Genomic DNA, 19,057 nt, shown 5'->3' on the forward strand with positions numbered 1-19,057 from the left:
TTCTCTTTATTAATGCATGAAGAAGAAGGAATAGGTGACCATCCCAATAAAGGTGACGATCATATAAGCATGAAAGAGGTACATATAGGTACGTTCCGTGAAACGCATATAGCCGAGAATAACAAAAAAAGCAGTCTCAATTAAGAAGAGAACGGCTAAATTATACATTTGTCCAGCGAGGAACATGAGCGCAATCACAAATGTCCAAAATCCGAGTACTCTAAACATCTTATCCAATGGTTCTCACCCCTTTTTGCGTATGTAACGATGAAAAACCGTTATTCGTTAGCATCCCAAGATCTGACCGAATGATACCCACAGTTATGATACCATAAAAAAGAGGGTTGCAAAAAGGCGATTTTAAAGGCGATTTATTGACAGAAAGGAGAACGATCATTGGAAACGTTACGGACAAGCATAAAAAATGGAGTGGGATGGGTGGTTTTCACTCGTCCACATGTGCGTCACGCAGTTAATCAGGAGATGATGGCAGAGTTGGAGGAGGTTATTGTAGCGTACGAGAGCAATACCGAAGTGAAGGTGATTGTTTTTACTGGGGATGAACGAACCTTTGTGTCTGGGGGAGATTTAAGTGAGTTTCATCAGAAAGAGACGTATGAAGATATATTCCCCCTGATGAAGCGGATGAATAACTGTCTCCAAAAGTTGAGGGAGATACATAAACCGACCATTGCAGCAGTGGAAGGTGTTGCTGTGGGAGGCGGTTGCGAGATCGCGGTAAGTTGCGATTTGATCTATGCTAGTGAACATGCTTCTTTTGGTTTTATTCAAGTATTACTCGGTATTACATCAGGATGGGGCGGTGGCACTCGCTTGCTTCAAAAAATAGGTACCAACAAAGCACTTCCATTATTGCTGAGTGGGGAACGTATAACGAGTAGGGAGGCGGAACGAATAGGGCTTGCTGATCGCATATTTCCTTCAACCGGATTTTTAGAGATGATGCAAATAGAGGCAGAGCGGTTAACGCAAGCATCTCTGCCAGTAATTCAAGCATATATGAAGATGGCACGCGCTGTGGAAGAAAGAGAAGAGAGGGAGTTTTTTTTACATGAGAGTCATTCATGCTCACTATTGTGGGAATCGCCAGAACATCGGAATGCGGTTGATGCATTTTTGCAAAAAAGAGTAAAAAAAGAAGAGGTATAATTAAAGGCGAAAATAGAGAGTAAAGAGAGGAATTAATCTTATTTGACAGGCGATAGATAGGGGTTGTCTATCATCCCTCATACCACCAATCACGTTGAATGTGTATAAGGAGAAGCGATTTAGGATATAAAAAATACTAGATCATATACTACGTTTTATATCTCTAGCATACAGATTAAACAACGTGGGTTTTATCAAAGTAGAGGTATGGGAGGTTCGATGGATGGTTGCTAAAAGACAGGATGCATGGACGTCTGAAGACGATCTCATCTTGGCGGAAGTAACGTTACGCCATATAAGAGAAGGAAGTACGCAGCTACTCGCATTTGAAGAGGTAGCTGAGAAACTAGGGAGAACACCAGCTGCTTGTGGGTTTCGTTGGAACAGCGATGTTCGTAAGAAGTACGACGCTGCCATTCAAATTGCTAAGTCACAGCGGCAAAAAAATGCGCAGGCACGTGGGAAATCAGCTCGTATGACCTTTACCGATGAATTTGGTAAAGAAGAAAATTTATCAATTGACTCGATCATCCGCTTTTTGCGTCACTATAAGAATGAACTGCGTGACATGAAAGCTTATCAAGAAAAATTAGAGCGGGATTTGGAAGAACGAGAAGAAAAAATCTCGCGTTTAGAGCATGAAAACATGAATATGCGTGGAAGACTCGATCATGTTGAAACCGATTATCAAGTGGTGAATGATGATTATAAAGCGCTTATTCAAATCATGGATCGTGCGCGTAAGATGGCGTTCTTAGAGGAACAAGAGAGTGATCACTTACGCTCTAGGTTTCGTATGGACTCTAATGGGAATTTAGAGAGAGTGGATAAGTAAAAAAGACGACCCACCAAGTAGACTGGTGGGTTATATTTATGGGGTATTATCTTGAACAGTTGTCGCTTTGTTTATGCGTCCCGTAATTGGACTCCGATCGGTAACCAGACATAAGGGTTTTCTCCGCGATCACGCACAGGGTTATAGTTTACAGGAGTAAATCCCATTTTCAACCAAAAATCATCCGAACCGCGACGAGCATTGGTTTTAATAGGTAGGCCTAGTGTTTTTGCGTGTTCAACCAATGCGGTGCCATAATGTTGACCGCGATATGGGGGAAGAACTTCGAGCTTCCATAGTTCGAAATAATCTTGTGCAGGTTGGAAAAAGGGATCGTATTTTTTATTGATGCGATATAAGCTGATACGAGCGACCAATTCTTCACCTTTACGAATTCCATAAAAGGGAGAGTCGCTGTCATTCTCGATGAGATTGGCTTCTAAGTCTTCTAACATGGAAAGCTCTTGTAATCCGTACTCTTGGAACTTGCGAAACTCTTCCAATGTTTTGTAATTGATCTTTAATCGTTCTACCTGCATGACTATCCCTCCATAAATCCAAACATCAAGGCTATTATAACATGTTCTTAACTGATGGAGGGGTAGTTTTTACTGTTTTCGAAATCAATCCCAAGGAGGAAAAACACTCTTTTTGTCGAATTTTTCTTCATGAAACCTTTATTTCGAATTTTATTAGTTATATTGGAGGGTTAAGGTGATACAGAAAGTATTGATTGCTAATCGTGGAGAAATTGCTGCTCGTGTCATTCGTACATGTAAAAGGTTAGGGATTGCTAGTGTTGCGATATATTCTGATGCGGATCGTGAACTTCCGTATGTATACGCGGCAGATGAAGCCGTTCATATTGGTGCATCACAAGTAAAAGAAAGTTATTTAAATATGGAGAAGGTTATTGAGGCTGCAAAGAGAACCGGTGCAGATGCTATTCACCCTGGATATGGTCTCCTATCTGAAAATAGTCTTTTTGCTGAGGAAGTGGAGAAGGCTGGTATTATCTTTATCGGTCCGCGGCCAGAAGTGATTGCACAGATGGGAGAGAAAGTGCTAGCACGCCGAATGATGAAAGCGGCGGGTGTTCCGATCATTCCTGGTACCGAGGATGTAGCTGACGTAGAGCAGGCTGTAGTAGCGGCAGCGGAAATCGGCTATCCTATTATGGTGAAAGCGAGTCATGGGGGTGGGGGAGTTGGAATGGCTGTCTGCCATGATGAGAATGAATTGCGTAAACACTTTTCATCTGTGCAAACTCGCTCGGCCACTTACTTTGGTAATGGTACGCTGTATTTAGAGAGATACGTTCAATACCCCCGCCATGTGGAAGTGCAGATCATGGGAGATAAAGAGGGAAATGTCATGCATCTGTTTGAACGAGAGTGTTCAGTGCAACGGCGTAATCAAAAAGTGATAGAAGAAAGTTTATCCCCTTCTATTCATGACTCAACCCGAGAGCGTTTATATGAAGCGGCAGTGAAAGCGGGGAAAGCTGTACATTACACAGGCGCAGGCACAGTAGAGTTTATTGTAGATAAGGAAGAAAACATATATTTTCTGGAAATGAATACGCGCTTGCAGGTTGAGCATCCTGTTACGGAACAGGTGACAGGCTGGGATTTGGTAGAGTGGCAGTTAAAGATTGCTGAAGGGGAAGAACTTCCCGTGCATGTGCCTTTGCGTCCACAAGGTCATGCACTAGAATATCGTATTTACGCTGAAAATCCAGAAACTTTATTTCCGTCTCCCGGTCATATTAGTGAACTGAAGTGGCCACTGGGAGAAGGCATTCGTATAGATAGCGGAGTAGAGGCAGGTAACGATGTCTCTCCATTCTACGATCCTATGATTGCGAAATGTATTGTAAGCGGTTCCACGCGAGAAGAGGCTCTCGCGCGCAGTATGGAGGCACTCTCTTCTATGGAGATTAAAGGGATCAAAACAAATATTCCGCTCTTGATACAAGTGTTAAAGAGCAACTCTTTTCAGGCAGGTCAGGTGGATACGCAGTATCTTGAACGCATGCTAGCGGAAGCGCGCAAAAAGTAGTAACAGAGTAATAGAAATGAGAGATGATGCTGGGCTTCGGGGCAGGATATTTTTTGCTATGCGCCAATATTAGGTAGTAAAAGATAAATGGTTGTGAGATTGAGAAGAGAAAGGGTGAATGAGGATGAGTCAGATATGTGCTTCAATGGCAGGAACTGTATGGAAAGTGTTAGTACAAGCTGGAGATGAAGTAAAAGCAGGTCAAGAAGTTGTCATTTTAGAGTCAATGAAAATGGAGGTGCCTATCACGGCAGAAGCTGATGGGGTTGTTCATGAGATTAAAGCAGAGAGCGGCTCGTTTGTGGGCGAGGGGGATATATTGATAGAGCTAAAGTAGAATGAGATTTGAAAAGGAGAATGGGGCCCGTGGTGAAAATTGTAGAAGTAGGATTACGTGATGGCTTGCAAAATGAATCCACTTTTATTCCCACGGAAATAAAGGTGGAGTGTATTCAAGGGTTAATCGCTGCTGGGTTAAAGCACCTAGAAGTAACTTCTTTCGTACATCCGAAGTGGATTCCGTCTTTACGCGATGCGGACAAGCTTGTGACATCTCTCCCACGTGTACATGAGGTGAGTTATCGGGCGCTCGTACCTAATCGGAGAGGGTTGGAGCGTGCTTTGGCAGCTGATATCGATGAGGTAGCGGTCTTTTTATCAGCGAGTGAAACACATAATAAAAAAAATATAAATCAGTCGATCGCGGACTCTTTAACGTCTATGCAGGAAGTGACTGCCCTTGCTATTTCTGCTAAGAAAAAAGTGCGTGGATATGTTTCAACAGTATTTGGTTGTCCTTACGAAGGAAAGGTTTCCCACCGACAAGTGATAGAAATTTGTGAACGGCTACTATCGTATGGTGTATATGAAATTTCTTTAGGAGATACGATTGGAGTTGCAACTCCGAAACAGGTAAAACAAATGTTGCGTAGTCTAGGTGAGTACGTTCCTATGCGGACGTTGGCAGGTCATTTTCATGATACACATGGGACTGCTTTAGCAAATAGTTATGTTGCTCTCGAAGAGGGAATCTCAACACTGGATAGCTCCTTTGGTGGGTTGGGAGGGTGTCCCTACGCCCCTGGAGCAGCAGGTAATATGGCAACGGAGGATTTGATCTACATGCTAGAAGGAAACGGTGTGTCAACTGGAGTAAACTTATCCAATCTCTGTGCAGTTAGTGTAAAACTGCAAGAATGGTTGCAAAAACCACTTCCTTCTCGCGTATTACATCATTATGTGGCAGCAGCGAAAAGATAGCTTGGCATCATCACATTATGAGGTGAGGTGGCGAAGGCAGTGAAAGCGATGGAGTGGGAAAGAAGAGAGGGTATTTCTGTTATAACGTTGCAACGACCCGAAGTATATAACGCACTTAATCTAAATGCGCTGCACGAATTACAACGGATTATTGAAGAACTATCCTATTCAAAAGCGACACGCGCTGTCATTCTTACGGGTAGGGGGCGCGCGTTTTGTTCGGGTGCGGATTTGAAAGAACGGCGTGGTATGCCTCCTGAACAAGTACGTCGTTATGTAAAAACGATACGAGAGACATTTTATGCACTCTCACAACTGCCGAAACCAATTATTGCAGCGGTTAATGGATTGGCGCTTGGCGGAGGCATGGAGCTCGCCTTGGCAGCGGATATTCGCTTTGCTTCTACAGAAGCGATCTTTGGTTTGACTGAAACTTCATTAGGGATTATCCCTGGTGCGGGTGGGACACAATTGCTTCCTCGAATCGTGGGCAGTGCTAAGGCAAAAGAGTTGATCTTTACTGCGCGGAAAATCGATGCTGCCGAAGCGGAACGCATCGGATTGGTGACACAGGTGACTACGGCAGAGGAACTGATGCCTACAGCAATGGGGATAGCGGCGCTTATCTGTGATAACGCACCCCTGGCGGTGGCACAAGCAAAGTCGGCTATAAACCTCGGGAAGGAAGTCGATCTTGAGACAGGATTGATGATTGAAGCGAAATCTTATGAAACCCTTATTCCAACGAAGGACCGTATCGAGGGGCTACAATCATTTCGTGAGAAGCGCAAACCGATCTATTTAGGAGAATGAGAAGAAGGAGTGGAGCACAGTGAGAAAAGAGACAGAAGCTCAATTACAAGATCGTCGAGCTACGATAGCGACGGGAGGAGCACCTAAGTATCACGAGCGCCTCAAAGAGCAACAGAAATGGTTTGTCCGTGAACGCTTACAAAGGTTATTCGATGATGGAGAGATAGTGGAAGACGGCTTGTTTGCTAATGGTTTAGAAGAAGGGTTGCCAGCCGATGGTGTGATAACCGCACTGGGGAAGATTCATGGGCAACAAGTATGTGTGATGGCAAATGACTCCACTGTGAAAGCAGGCTCATGGGGATCGCGGACAGTAGAAAAAATTATCCGTATTCAAGAGACAGCGGAACGACTACAGGTTCCTCTTTTATACTTGGTCGATTCCGCGGGGGCTCGTATTACCGATCAAATTGAAATGTTTCCGGGGCGGCGTGGAGCAGGCCGCATATTTTATAATCAGGTGAAGTTGTCTGGACAAATTCCGCAAATATGTCTGCTCTTTGGCCCTTCGGCTGCTGGCGGTGCATATATTCCGGCTTTTTGCGATATTGTAATCATGGTTGACCAACGCGCTAGCATGTATTTAGGATCGCCACGAATGGCTGAGATGGTGATTGGTGAAAAAGTGACGTTGGAAGAGATGGGCGGCGCGCGGATGCACTGTACTAAGAGTGGCTGTGGGGATGTATTGGCTGAATCAGAGGAAGAGGCAATCCAACTCGCACGTAACTATTTATCTTATTTTCCACGGAATTATGAACAGAGACCTCCGTTAGCACCGGTGCACGCACCTCTTGCATCAGCGAAAGCGATCGAAGAGATTGTCCCTGATCATCAAAATATGCCGTTTGATATGTATGAAGTGATAGAAGCATTAATTGATAAAGACTCCTTCTTTGAAGTGAAGAAATTGTTTGCAGGGGAATTGATCACTGGGTTGGCACGAATCGAAGGTCGATCAATTGGAATAATAGCGAACCAGTCGAAAGTGAAAGGTGGGGTGCTTTTTGCTGATACGGCCGATAAGGCGGCTCGCTTTATCACATTATGTGATGCGTTTAATATTCCCTTGCTCTTCTTAGCCGATGTGCCTGGGTTTATGATTGGCACGCAAGTAGAGAAAAACGGAATTATTCGTCACGGCGCCAAAATGATCGCTGCTATGTCGGAGGCGACGGTTCCTAAAATTTCAGTAGTTGTTCGTAAAGCATATGGAGCGGGTTTATATGCCATGGCAGGACCGGCATTTGAACCAGATTGCTGTTTAGCACTGCCGACGGCACAAATTGCTGTTATGGGTCCTGAAGCAGCGGTAAATGCCGTTTACAGTAACCATATCGCGAAGCTAGAAGGTGAGGAGCGTACTGCATTTATTCAAGCAAAACGGGCAGAGTATGTAGAGGACATTGATATATATCGTTTAGCGGCGGAACTAATCGTAGATGATATCGTTCAACCATCACGATTGCGACAAGAATTACATTTGCGTTTTGCAGCGTATGAAAACAAAACAGTTACCTTCTCGCGACGGAAACATCCCGTATATCCAGTATAATTGCTCCCACGGCTAATAGCCGTGGGCTTTTTACATAGCGTTAGCGCTTTGGAGGACACTATATCACTGTACCGCTGTATTGCATGATATAATAAGTGAAATAAAATGAGTACTGGGGGTGGACAAATTGCGCACAGCAATCTGGGGAGGCGGTTCACTCGGTTTGCTATGGGGAGCGCGGGTGGCAAGGTGGAATTCCGACGTAACGATTGTTACACGAACGAAAATGCAAGCACAGGCATTGATGACAGCCGGACTTACATTAAAGCACTTAGACGGTAAAGAAGAAACGATACCGATAAAAGCGTTCGCGGAAGATTCATTTAAGACAGATGAAGTAGCTTCTCGCTTTGATTGTATCTTTGTCACCGTCAAACAGTTTCATCTGCCAGAAGTGGCCGCTAATATATTAGCTTGTGCTCATGAGGAAACGGTTGTCCTTCTGTGGCAAAATGGTTTAGGTCAGGACAATTATTTTGTTGAAACTCCTCATCCTCACCTGTGTGCGGCGGTTACAACGGAAGGGGCTTTGCGCCGGCATGATAATTTTATCTGGCATACAGGAACCGGTCATACGTGGATTGGAGCATTAGCAAAAGAGCGCCGGCTCCCCTCATGGTTTCTGCATGAAGTTAAGCGGTGGGAGAGAAGTGCTCCACTCTCATATGAAGAAAATATCCATCTACGTATGTGGGAGAAAGTGATGATTAATAGTGTCATCAACCCACTGACCACCTTATTGGATGTCCCTAATGGTTTTTTGACTCGTCTCCCTATGAATGAGATGATGGAAGGGATATTGCAAGAAGCACATACAGTCGCACGTGCTGAAGGAGTTGATGTAGGTGAGTTAGGTGCTCTTAAAGAAAAAGTGGCAACGGTGTACCAACTTACCGCGGCAAACACATCCTCCATGTTACAAGATCGCAAAGCAGGGCGTAGGACTGAGATTCAGTCTATTAATGGCGCGATCGTAAAAATAGGTCGCCAGCATGGGATTGCTACCCCCATTCACTCTCTTTTGGTGCACTTGGTAGAGGCGCTATACGATAAAGGAGATCTAGTCTAACTGTTTTGTAGACCGCTTAAGTGAACGTTAGAGGTAGGAGGCATTCATACATGAAGGAACAACGGTCGTTGGCTATGGAGACGTATATCATCGCTTTTTTTATCAGTGCATTGGACTTGTCCATGATGGCACCGTTGTTGTCATATTTACAGCGGGTGTTTCTGCTTCCGGTTGAGTGGGGAGCGTGGTTGATTGCACTCCATTTAGCTGTCTTCACTGTTTCGCTACCTCTGATGGAGATGGGATCTTCACTTATAGGGAGGAAGAAATGGTTTATTCTATCCCTCTGCTGGTTTTCAGTGGGCTCATTGTTAGCAGCTAGCAGTAATAGTTGGTTGTTGCTCCTCTGTGGAAGATTGTTGCAGGCGGTCGGTGCGGGAGGGTTTGTCCCACTCTTTTCTGAAAGTTTTAATCGTGTGATGGTGCAAAGTGCATCCTGGATTCGTAATGTACTGACGGGTAGCTTTATTGTCATCATGATCGTTAGCCCCTGGGTCTCATCGATGATACTCATGTGGTTGGGGTGGAGAACTGTTTTTCTTTTCTACTTTGCCGCTGCTGTTTTCATGATGCTTATTTTTCCTCGTTATATTAATGATAATGTTCCAGAGGAGAAAAAATCCCTTCCGTATGATAGTTTATCGCTGTTTTTTCTATTGCTACTGGCGTTGATGACGGCGGTGACACGAGCCGATTTGCGAGATTTCCCTCATTCTTTTCTAGATCCGATGGTACTTCCATACTGGATTATCGGTTTAGGGCTGTTTCTGCCTCTGTATATGATGGAACGGATTTCTCCTCGTCCACTGTTTCGCGGGCATTTTGCGAAAGATCCAAACATGATTATTACCCATGTAGTGGTTATTTTGACGGGGATGAGTTGGATAGCGGTAGTTTATCTGCCTGGCTGGGCGATGTTGATATGGGATGAGGTTGGAGCTGGTTGGCTCTCTTTGTCAATTGTAGCTGCGAGTGTCTGGGTAATAATTCCGTTTGTGCAGCATTTATCAACACGATTTGGATATACATTAGTCTTACTACTGGGCTTTTTGTTAGGATCGATTTCATATTTTACACTTTCAGTGGTTCAGGAATGGCCGCTGGGGCTGATTTCTCTAATTTTGCTTGGCATAAGTATGGGAATGACGATGGGAGCACCTATTCATAGGGGAATCTTTATGAATGTGAAAGCGAAGGATGGAAAAAATGTACGACTATCCCTCGATATGTTTCGAGCGATGGGAGGAGCACTCGGTCTTCTGTTGCTGGCCAATGTGATCGGAAGAGGGGCATTTGCAGGAACGTTCTTTTTTCGCTATCAAAATGGGTGGACATTTCAAGCGGTGATTTGCTTATTAGGTTTATTTTTATCCATGCTGTTATATAGTTCAGAAGATGGTATAGAAGAGAAATGGGATGATTCCCAACAGTAGAACGCATGTGCTATACTGGAGATCGATATGGTGAATAAAACAGATCGATATGCCTCAGATGGAGGATTAGACGATGGAGATTGAAGAGATACAATTAAATTCATCACAACCATTGGTAGAGAAATATATGAGTTCGTTCGCCTCTGTTTCAGAGTGGTTTACATATGATCCCTATGATAAACGAAGTTATGAACAGCGTTTGCATAGGGTACAGCAACGAGAACGGGGCCTGGAGCGAACGAAATTGGTAGAAGTGCTTAAAGCCTATCACCGTGGGGATTTAGAGCATACGGCAGTAGATAAGAATATTGAACGTCTGTTGGATCCAAGCAGTGTGGTTGTTATCGGAGGACAACAGGCGGGGTTGTTGACAGGTCCGTTATACACTCTTTATAAAGCCATATCCATCATTAAACTGGCAAAGCGTGAAGAAGAAAGATTAGGAGTCCCTGTGATTCCTGTTTTTTGGATTGCAGGTGAAGATCACGACCTAGAAGAAATCAACCATGTTTACCTGCGCGGAACGGATGGCGCACGTTTGCAACATGTACTTTCATTAGATCGGTACGTGCGTCGTTCTGCCAGTGATGTCATTCCAGAGGAGGATCAGCTGCAAGCTTGGATTGATCAACTGCTTGTTTTACTTCCTGATACGGAAGAGAAACAAAATATGGTCGCTACCTTCAAGAGATTGGCTCAAGGTGGTATCAGCATCGCGCGTTTTTTTGCGCGTGTGATGCATGAGCTGTTTCAATCTTATGGTTTGGTGCAAGTGGATGCGTCTTTTCCTTTGTTGCGTCAGCAAGAAGCACCGTTTTTTCAAACCTTGATTAAAAAAAGTGAAGAGATTGCAGAGGCGGTTACTGCAAGTACACATAAGATGAAAGAGCATGGATACCCAGTTCAATTGCATGAGCAGCCGCAGCATAGTAATCTTTTCCTTTACGAGCATCAAGAGCGGCGTCCCCTCTTTTGGACAGGAAATGGATTTCGAACTAAAGAAAATCCTGCTAATTGGTCAGTAGCTGAGTTACTAAACCTGGCGGCAGAAGAACCCCATCGTTTAAGTACCAACGTAGTAACACGACCATTGATGCAGGAATGGGTTTTTCCTACTTTGGCCGTTGTAACAGGTCCGGGTGAAATCGCCTATTGGAGTCTCTTACGCTCAGCGTTTACTCAAGTAGGTTTAGAGATGCCTATTTTACAACCACGAAGTAGTTGGACGTTGGTAGATCGTACAAGTCAGCGTCTATTATCGCAGTATGAGTTGACGATGTATGATATTATGGGAAAATGGGAAGAGAAAAGAGACGAATGGTTACGGTCGCAATTTAATCCCGATGTAGAAAAAGTATTCACAGATGCTCGTGACGAAATGAGTCGCATTCATCGCGAGCTCATTGCCAAGGTTGCGCCTATTCGTCCAGATCTAGATCAGTTGGGTGAGACCAATCGGCAACGAATGAAACGTGAACTTTACTACTTGGAGCATAAAGTGTGGCAAGCATTGCGAGAACGACACGCTTTATCTTTATCCCATTTCGATGAGCTGAAAGAGGCATTGTATCCAGGAAATCAACTGCAAGAACGGGTATATAATATAGCGATGTACTGGAATTTGTATGGGTTAGCTTGGATTGATACGTTAATCCATTCCCCTCTTTTGGAGACACATCATCAGGTGGTAAAAATATAATAGAAGGTCCTCTACCCACTCTGGGGTAAGGAAAGGAGATCATTATGAGCACCCAAGCAAACCAAAGTGATATTAGAGATATCAAGCTAGCACCCAAAGGTCGCCTTAAAATGGATTGGGCACGCCAACACATGAAAGTGATTAACCGTTTGCGTGAGCAATTGGCTCCGGAGAAACCCTTAGCAGGACAACGCGTAGCGATCTCATTGCATTTAGAGGCAAAGACAGCGTGCCTAGCGGAATTGTTACATGACTTTGGAGCAGAGGTTGTAATTACAGGTAGCAACCCGCTCTCGACGCAAGATGAGATTTGTGCAGCTTTAGTAGAAAATGGCATTACGGTTTTTGCAAAGCATAATCCATCACCAGAAGAATATAAAGAACACTTGATTCGTACATTAGAAACTCGTCCAGACCTAATCATTGATGATGGTGGGGATTTGATTAGTATCCTCCATGGTGAACGACCTGATTTGATGGAACAAGTGAAGGGCGGCTGCGAAGAGACGACGACCGGTATTTTGCGTCTGCGCGCTCTCGAAAAAGAAGGGGAATTGCAGTTCCCGGTCGTTGCAGTAAACGATGCTTACTCTAAATTCCTCTTTGATAACCGCTATGGAACGGGACAGTCCGTTTGGGATGGAATCAATGGCACGACTAACCTGGTTGTTGCGGGTAAAACTGTTGTAGTCGTCGGGTATGGTTGGTGTGGTCGTGGTGTAGCTATGCGTGCACAAGGATTGGGTGCTCGTGTAATTGTAACGGAAGTAGATGCGATTAAGGCTACGGAAGCTCATATGGACGGTCACGTCGTTATGCCGATGAAAAAAGCAGCACCTCTGGCAGACTTTGTTGTTACCGTTACCGGTAATGATGGTGTGGTCAGCGGAGAGATGCTCGAAGTGATGAAAGATGGTGCGATCTTGGCTAATGCCGGTCACTTTGATGTAGAGATAGACAAAATGTGGCTAGAAGAATTTTCGGTATCGAAACGGATCGTGCGCGAAAACATTGCTGAGTATAAGACGGCAGATGGAAAGAAATTATACTTGCTTGGTGAGGGTCGTTTGGTTAACCTCGTAGCAGGGGATGGGCATCCTGTTGAAATTATGGACATGACGTTTGCCCTGCAAGCTCTGGGTCTTCTATATGTACATGAAAAATATGAAAAAATCGGTGCCCGCGTCATTGACGTACCGTATCACTTAGATGAGCAAGTAGCTCGATTTAGACTGGAATCACTTGGTATTGAGATCGATGAGCTGACGGAAGAACAGGAAAAATACCTGGCAAGTTGGCAAGTATAATCGAGTAGATAAAATAAATATGAAGATACTGAAAAATCCTGCGCCCTCTGGTGCAGGATTTTTCAACATGCCTGTGGTATAATTTACAGTGTGGTGGAAAGTGGGGGAAAGTGGAGGAAAAGGGGGGATGAGGGGAGGCATGGGACATGTTCATGGGAGAGTACCGGCATACGATCGATAGCAAAGGACGCTTGATTATGCCTGCCAAATTTCGTGCGGATTTGGGGCAAACCTTTGTTGTTACCCGCGGCTTGGACCAGTGCCTATTCGTATATCCACAGGATGAATGGAAACAACTAGAGAAAAAGTTGAAGGCGTTACCGTTCACCCGTTCTGATGCGCGTGCATTTACACGATTCTTCTTTTCTGGAGCTACTGAAGTGGAGTTGGATAAACAGGGTCGTATAAATTTACCGGGTACATTGTGCCAGTATGCACATTTGAGTAAAGAGTGTGTGGTGATTGGTGTCTCTAGTCGTCTTGAAATATGGAGTGACGAGAAGTGGGATGCTTATTATGCGGAATCAGAAGAGTCCTTTGGTGACATCGCTGAAAAACTAGTGGATTTTAATATTGATTTATAGGGTAAAGGAACGATAAGCAGATGTTTAAGCATGAAACCGTACTTAGAGAAGAAGCAGTAGCTGGATTAAACATTCGTCCTAATGGAGTGATTGTAGATTGTACTCTAGGGGGGAGTGGACATAGTCAGCGAATTGTAGAACATTTAGGAGCAGCAGGAACGTTGATTGGGATTGATCAAGATGATCGCGCGCTCGCAGTAGCTGAAGAGAGGTTGGCATCCGCCGCTTGTCACGTGCATTTGCTGAAAAGCAACTTTGTGCATCTGCGCTCGTTAGTAGAATCGTTGGATATAAGTCAAGTAGATGGGGTTTTGTTTGATCTGGGGGTGTCGTCACCACAGTTGGACGAGGGCGAGCGGGGCTTTAGTTACCATCAAGAAGCACGCTTAGACATGAGAATGGATCAAGGACAATCATTAAGTGCGTATGAGGTAGTCAATCAGTGGTCCGAAGAAGAATTGAGCCGTATTATTTATCGTTATGGGGAAGAAAAATTTGCTCGGCGCATTGCTAATCGCATCATTGAAGCTCGTTTGGTTAGCCCGATAGAAACAACGAGCCAATTGGTTGAGGTGATTAAAGAGGGGATTCCTGCAGCGGCAAGAAGAACAGGTCCTCATCCCGCGCGTCGAACCTTCCAAGCGATTCGGATCGCAGTAAACGATGAGTTAGGTGTTTTTGAAAGTGCATTGGAGCAAGCGATTCAAATTTTAGCTCCCAAAGGGAGAGTCTCTGTTATTACGTTCCACTCATTGGAAGATCGCTTGTGTAAGCGCACTTTTCAAGAGTATGCACAAGGATGCATTTGTCCACCAGATTTTCCGATCTGTTCATGCAATCAAGTGCCTACATTAAAGATTATCAATAAAAAACCTATTCTTGCTTCCGGAACAGAGTTGGAAAGTAATGCACGTGCTCGGTCAGCGAAGTTAAGAATTGCAGAGAAAGAGTAACTAGGGTTATAAGTTAAAGGAGCAGGAGGGCATTATGATGGATCGACAATTTCAAGGGAATACGGTACTTGATCCTCTTGATCATCCATCTCAACAGCCGACAAAAAAACAAAGGTTGGCACAGGTCAGAGGGTTACCAAGGGGAGAAAAAGTGCTATACCTATTTAGTGTGCTGGTTTGTGTCGCATTAGCCCTGACGGTATTATCTCGTCATGCTACAGTAAACGAATGGAATGTTAAGATTCATAAAAAACAACAACAAGTTGAAGAGGCGCAACAGCTGAATCAAGATTTGGTCACCGACAAGAAAGAGCTTACTCGGATTGAGCGCATTCAGCAATTTGCTCGGACACAAGGCATGATTGAAACGGACGACATGAAGAGACTGCCGAGTGCACCATCGTCTGATGGGCAGTAGAGGAGAGGTATGAGGAGGAAAGAATGAAGATATCGCAAAGACAAAGACAGATGCGAGCTCTTCTGATCGGATTGATTGTGATGTGCTCGCTATTTTTGGTGATTGGACGAGTCTTCTTTTTACAAACAGTGAAAGCGGATCCCTATCTTAAAAGTGCTCAAATGCACTGGAAAACAAAGAAGGCGATTCATCCCATCCGTGGTTCGATTATAGATCGCAGGGGTGGAGATTTGGCATGGGAAGTGGATGAGTACCTTTTAACTGCAAACTTAACACAAATCAAGAAAGAGGATAAAGATAAAGTGGCAACAGAGCTTTCTCGGCTTATGGGGGTAGAGAAAGAAAAGGTGCTCGCTAAATTGAATCAGGATAAGGAATTCGTGGAATTAAAATTTGGTGGGAACTATAGGGTATCGAAAAAAGTATACGAGCAAGTTAAGGCAAAGAGACTGGTTGGAATCAATGGCATTCAGATGCCAGGCAGGGAATATGCAGGACAATCCTTAGCCGCTCACACGTTAGGGTTTGTAGACGTCGAGGGCAAAGCGATGGGTGGATTAGAGCAGTCATATGATCAAGTTTTAAGGGGGAAAAAAGGGGAGTTAACCTATTTATCCGATAATAGCGGAATGATGATTGCTGAACCAGATGAATTTAAACCACCAAAAGATGGGGATGATATTCAACTCACTCTGGATATTAGGATTCAACAAGGGGTGGAAAATATATTGGAAGAAGCGATGGCGGAGTCGGGAGCCAAAGCCGCCACTGCGATTGTAATGAACCCTGATACAGGCGGTATCTATGCATTGGCCAATACACCGCGGTTCGACCCTAACCAATACAGTAAAACATATGGCAAAGAGATTAATGGACGGAATAATGCCCATAACATCGCTGTCAGCCATCAGTATGAGCCGGGATCTACCTTTAAAATCGTCACCCTAGCTACAGCAATCGAAGAGGGAATCTTTCGTGCGGACGATACGTTCCTATCAGGTTCGAGGCAGGTAGGCGGGATTACTGTCCATGATTGGAATCGTGTGGGTTGGGGCGAAATTACGTATCGTGAGGGTGTCAATCTATCAAGCAATGTTGCTTTTGTCCAATTGGGACAAGAATTAGGGCAAGAAAGGCTGGTAGAGTATATCGATCGGTTTGGTTTTGGTGATATTACGAAGAGATCAGGGGAGCCAACGAAGATCGATCTACCGGCAGAAGCGACAGGGTATTACTATAATCGGGAGTCCCTTTACGATTCTGAACTGGCTACAGCATCTTTTGGCCAAGGAATTGCTGTGACACCCATTCAACAAGTGACAGCAGTATCTGCGATTGCTAACGGCGGCAAGCTTTATCAACCTTATGTGGTCGATAAGATTATGAGTGCGAAAACGAAAAAAATTGTACGTCAGACAGAAAGTAGTGGAGAAAAAATTATTTCGGAAGAGACAGCCAAACAAGTGCGTCAGCTGTTAAAAGGTGTGGTGCAGGAAGGAACAGGGAAAGAAGCCCAGTCAGATGAGATTGAGATTGCAGGTAAGACAGGTACGGCTCAAAAGCCGGATGCTGCTGGAGGGTATGCAGAGGGGAAATATTTTGTTTCTTTTGTTGGCTTTGCTCCTGCAGATGATCCAGAGGCAGTCGTCTATGTTGCATTAGATGAGCCATCCTCAGGTGTGACGGCGGCACCAGTGGCGAAAAAGATTTTGGAACATACATTGAAGCAATTAGAATTAAGTGCACAGGTGAATCCATAAAACTCCCCGCCAAGCGCTCAAGCAGCTTGAGGGGAGTTTTGTTCTATCTGGAACTGCCAGCGAATAGGTTCCTTTATGAGGACAACCTTGTGAAGGGGGAGAACAGATGCATGTCTCCAACCGACTGGTACGTAGACGTCTTTTCGCTGCGCTGTTAACAATTCTACTTGTTTTTACGGGGTTAATCGGTCGTTTGGGTTTTGTTCAGTTAATTAAAGGAGAAGAATTGTCTGAGCAAGCCAAGGATTTGTGGAATCGAGACATTCCCTTTCAAGGGAAGCGGGGTAAGATCTTGGATCGTAATGGGGATGAATTAGCTTATAACATAAGTACTCCTTCCATCCTAGCAATTCCAGCACAAATTGATGATCCAGCAGGGACTGCACAGACATTGGCAAAAATATTACCTACTTCGCAGGAAGAAATTTACCAGACACTCACCAAACGCTCGCTGATGGTATACGTCCCAGGGGGGAAGAAAGTTTCAGAAGAGACTGCAGAGAAAATACAAGCTTTGCGCCTACAGGGGATTGCCGTCTCAGATGATAATAAGCGCCATTACCCATTTGACCAATTTGCCGCTCATGTACTTGGGTTTGCAGGTGTAGATAATCAAGGGTTAGCAGGGATTGAGTTAACATATGATGAAGGGCTGCGAGGCAGTCGCGGATACGTTTCGTTTGGAGCAGACGCGAGTGGAAAGAAGTTACCTGGAGGTGAGGAGCGGTATACTCCACCACGCGATGGAATGGATCTTATGCTTACTGTGGATGAGTATATTCAGACAGTCCTAGAGCGTGAGATGGATCAAGCGATGGCACAACATAATCCCGATAATGTGTTAGCAATTGCAATGAGACCAAAAACAGGTGAAATATTGGGAATGGGAATGCGTCCTTCATTTCAACCAAACAATATTGCAAATACGGATCCGGATATTTATAATCATAATTACCCGATTTGGAGAACTTATGAGCCTGGTTCCACCTTTAAAATTATTACCTTAGCCTCCGCGTTGGAAGAAAATAAGATTAATTTAAAAAATTCTTTTTATGATCCGGGCCATATTGAAGTTAGTGGTGCACGCCTCCGTTGTTGGAAAAAAGGGGGTCATGGATCTCAAACATACCTTGAAGTGGTGGAAAACTCCTGTAACCCTGGTTTTGTTTCTATGGGACAAAAATTAGGAGAAAAAACTTTATTCTCATATATCCGTAAATTCGGCTTCGGTGCGAAAACAGGCATAGATTTAAACGGCGAAGCGACGGGGATTCTGTTTTCAGAAGAACGGGCAGGGCCAGTTGAATTGGCGACAACGTCCTTTGGACAAGGTGTTTCCGTAACTCCCATTCAACAGGTTACTGCAGTATCTGCTGCCATAAATGGGGGAGTATTGGTCAGGCCCCATTTAGCAAAAGCGTGGTTGGATCCAGAAACGGGCGAAACGATTGAGACCTTTGAACCGGAAGAACGGGGGCGTGTCATTTCAGAGGAAACCTCACAACAAGTTCGCTCTGCTTTAGAAAGTGTGGTTGCAAAGGGAACGGGACGGAAGGCGTTTATCGATGGATACCGAGTGGGTGGGAAAACGGGAACCGCTCAAAAAGTAGGGCCCGACGGTCGCTACCTGCGCAACAATCACATTGTTTCTTTTATCGGTTTCGCTCCAGCAGATGATCCTGAAATCGTCGTTTATGTTGCAGTGGATAATCCCAAGGGCATTCAATTTGGAGGGGTGGTGGCGGCGCCAATCGTACAAAACATTTTGGAGGATAGTTTAATGTATATGGGGGTAGAGCGCCGAAAGGATCAGATTCCACCTGAAAAAGTGCTTACCTCTCCAGATATTATTACAGTGCCAGATTTAATTGGTGAAGATATGGATCGTATTCGACAAAGTTTACATCATTACACCTTAAACACAAGTGGGAACGGATCGCGTGTCGTTGATCAAATGCCAAAACCAGGGGAAAGAGTGAAAAAAGGAACACCAATTCACCTATATCTAGGTGACAAATTGGATGAAGGAGATTAAAATATATAGGTGATGGTTGTAGCGTGCCAGGATATATCCTGGCTTTTTTCGCGTCTATTTAATTTTAAGCCTGTAGCGATCAGGTTTTCTTGATGAGGGGGAGGC

General features: G+C 44.5%; 18 protein-coding genes. 16 read left to right on the top strand and 2 right to left on the bottom strand.

Annotation, left to right across the window (positions count from 1 at the left end; translation table 11 throughout):
* Positions 1 to 9 precede the first annotated feature (9 nt).
* Positions 10 to 237, bottom strand: a complete 228-nt coding sequence (locus NXZ84_RS03315; protein WP_258838859.1) for a DUF2626 domain-containing protein — start codon at positions 235 to 237, stop codon at positions 10 to 12.
* A 159-nt stretch (positions 238 to 396) separates the two neighbouring features.
* On the opposite strand from NXZ84_RS03315, the gene NXZ84_RS03320 reads away from it, so the two are divergent.
* Entirely contained in the window at positions 397 to 1,170 is a 774-nt protein-coding gene (locus NXZ84_RS03320; RefSeq protein ID WP_258838860.1) for an enoyl-CoA hydratase/isomerase family protein, read from the top strand.
* 223 nt (positions 1,171 to 1,393) lie between these two features.
* On the top strand, positions 1,394 to 2,005 hold the full coding sequence (locus tag NXZ84_RS03325; RefSeq protein WP_258838861.1) for an RsfA family transcriptional regulator: 612 nt from the start codon (positions 1,394 to 1,396) through the stop codon (positions 2,003 to 2,005).
* A gap of 71 nt (positions 2,006 to 2,076) precedes the next feature.
* On the opposite strand, the gene NXZ84_RS03330 is transcribed toward NXZ84_RS03325, so the two are convergent.
* Entirely contained in the window at positions 2,077 to 2,544 is a 468-nt protein-coding gene (locus NXZ84_RS03330) for an N-acetyltransferase (RefSeq protein ID WP_258838862.1), read from the bottom strand.
* Between the two features lie 178 nt (positions 2,545 to 2,722).
* Between NXZ84_RS03330 and NXZ84_RS03335 the strand changes: the two genes are divergently transcribed.
* From NXZ84_RS03335 to NXZ84_RS03400, 14 genes are all read left to right on the top strand, one after another.
* A complete protein-coding gene (locus NXZ84_RS03335; protein ID WP_258840320.1) occupies positions 2,723 to 4,066 on the top strand; it encodes an acetyl-CoA carboxylase biotin carboxylase subunit in 1,344 nt (447 codons plus the stop codon).
* A gap of 124 nt (positions 4,067 to 4,190) precedes the next feature.
* Entirely contained in the window at positions 4,191 to 4,403 is a 213-nt protein-coding gene (locus tag NXZ84_RS03340; protein WP_258838863.1) for an acetyl-CoA carboxylase biotin carboxyl carrier protein subunit, read from the top strand.
* Positions 4,404 to 4,432: 29 nt separating this feature from the next.
* Complete coding sequence (locus tag NXZ84_RS03345; RefSeq protein WP_396654000.1) at positions 4,433 to 5,326, top strand: hydroxymethylglutaryl-CoA lyase; 894 nt, start codon at positions 4,433 to 4,435, stop codon at positions 5,324 to 5,326.
* Positions 5,327 to 5,374: 48 nt separating this feature from the next.
* Complete coding sequence (locus NXZ84_RS03350; protein WP_258840321.1) at positions 5,375 to 6,139, top strand: enoyl-CoA hydratase-related protein; 765 nt, start codon at positions 5,375 to 5,377, stop codon at positions 6,137 to 6,139.
* Positions 6,140 to 6,158: 19 nt separating this feature from the next.
* On the top strand, positions 6,159 to 7,694 hold the full coding sequence (locus tag NXZ84_RS03355) for an acyl-CoA carboxylase subunit beta (protein ID WP_258838865.1): 1,536 nt from the start codon (positions 6,159 to 6,161) through the stop codon (positions 7,692 to 7,694).
* A 127-nt stretch (positions 7,695 to 7,821) separates the two neighbouring features.
* Entirely contained in the window at positions 7,822 to 8,763 is a 942-nt protein-coding gene (locus tag NXZ84_RS03360; protein ID WP_258838866.1) for a ketopantoate reductase family protein, read from the top strand.
* A gap of 50 nt (positions 8,764 to 8,813) precedes the next feature.
* Positions 8,814 to 10,196, top strand: coding sequence for an MFS transporter (locus NXZ84_RS03365; RefSeq protein WP_258838867.1), 1,383 nt, complete (start codon positions 8,814 to 8,816; stop codon positions 10,194 to 10,196).
* Between the two features lie 73 nt (positions 10,197 to 10,269).
* Positions 10,270 to 11,895 carry a bacillithiol biosynthesis cysteine-adding enzyme BshC gene (gene bshC, locus NXZ84_RS03370; RefSeq protein WP_258838868.1) on the top strand — a complete coding sequence of 542 codons (1,626 nt, stop codon included), beginning with the start codon at positions 10,270 to 10,272 and terminating at the stop codon, positions 11,893 to 11,895.
* 44 nt (positions 11,896 to 11,939) lie between these two features.
* The gene (locus tag NXZ84_RS03375; protein WP_258838869.1) at positions 11,940 to 13,202 is read left to right on the top strand and encodes an adenosylhomocysteinase; all 1,263 of its coding nucleotides are present in this window, start codon (positions 11,940 to 11,942) and stop codon (positions 13,200 to 13,202) included.
* Positions 13,203 to 13,348: 146 nt separating this feature from the next.
* Positions 13,349 to 13,786 carry a division/cell wall cluster transcriptional repressor MraZ gene (gene mraZ, locus NXZ84_RS03380; RefSeq protein WP_258838870.1) on the top strand — a complete coding sequence of 146 codons (438 nt, stop codon included), beginning with the start codon at positions 13,349 to 13,351 and terminating at the stop codon, positions 13,784 to 13,786.
* A 20-nt stretch (positions 13,787 to 13,806) separates the two neighbouring features.
* A complete protein-coding gene (rsmH, locus tag NXZ84_RS03385) occupies positions 13,807 to 14,739 on the top strand; it encodes a 16S rRNA (cytosine(1402)-N(4))-methyltransferase RsmH (protein ID WP_258838871.1) in 933 nt (310 codons plus the stop codon).
* A 37-nt stretch (positions 14,740 to 14,776) separates the two neighbouring features.
* Positions 14,777 to 15,157 (top strand): cell division protein FtsL, encoded by a 381-nt coding sequence (ftsL, locus tag NXZ84_RS03390; protein WP_258838872.1) that lies wholly within the window; start codon positions 14,777 to 14,779, stop codon positions 15,155 to 15,157.
* 23 nt (positions 15,158 to 15,180) lie between these two features.
* Entirely contained in the window at positions 15,181 to 16,917 is a 1,737-nt protein-coding gene (locus tag NXZ84_RS03395; RefSeq protein WP_258838873.1) for a peptidoglycan D,D-transpeptidase FtsI family protein, read from the top strand.
* 106 nt (positions 16,918 to 17,023) lie between these two features.
* Positions 17,024 to 18,952: a stage V sporulation protein D gene (locus tag NXZ84_RS03400; protein WP_258838874.1), complete on the top strand. Its 1,929-nt coding sequence runs from the start codon at positions 17,024 to 17,026 to the stop codon at positions 18,950 to 18,952.
* The last annotated feature ends 105 nt before the right edge of the window (positions 18,953 to 19,057 follow it).

The sequence above is a fragment of the Mechercharimyces sp. CAU 1602 genome (assembly GCF_024753565.1).
Taxonomy (GTDB): Bacteria; Bacillota; Bacilli; order Thermoactinomycetales; family JANTPT01; genus Mechercharimyces.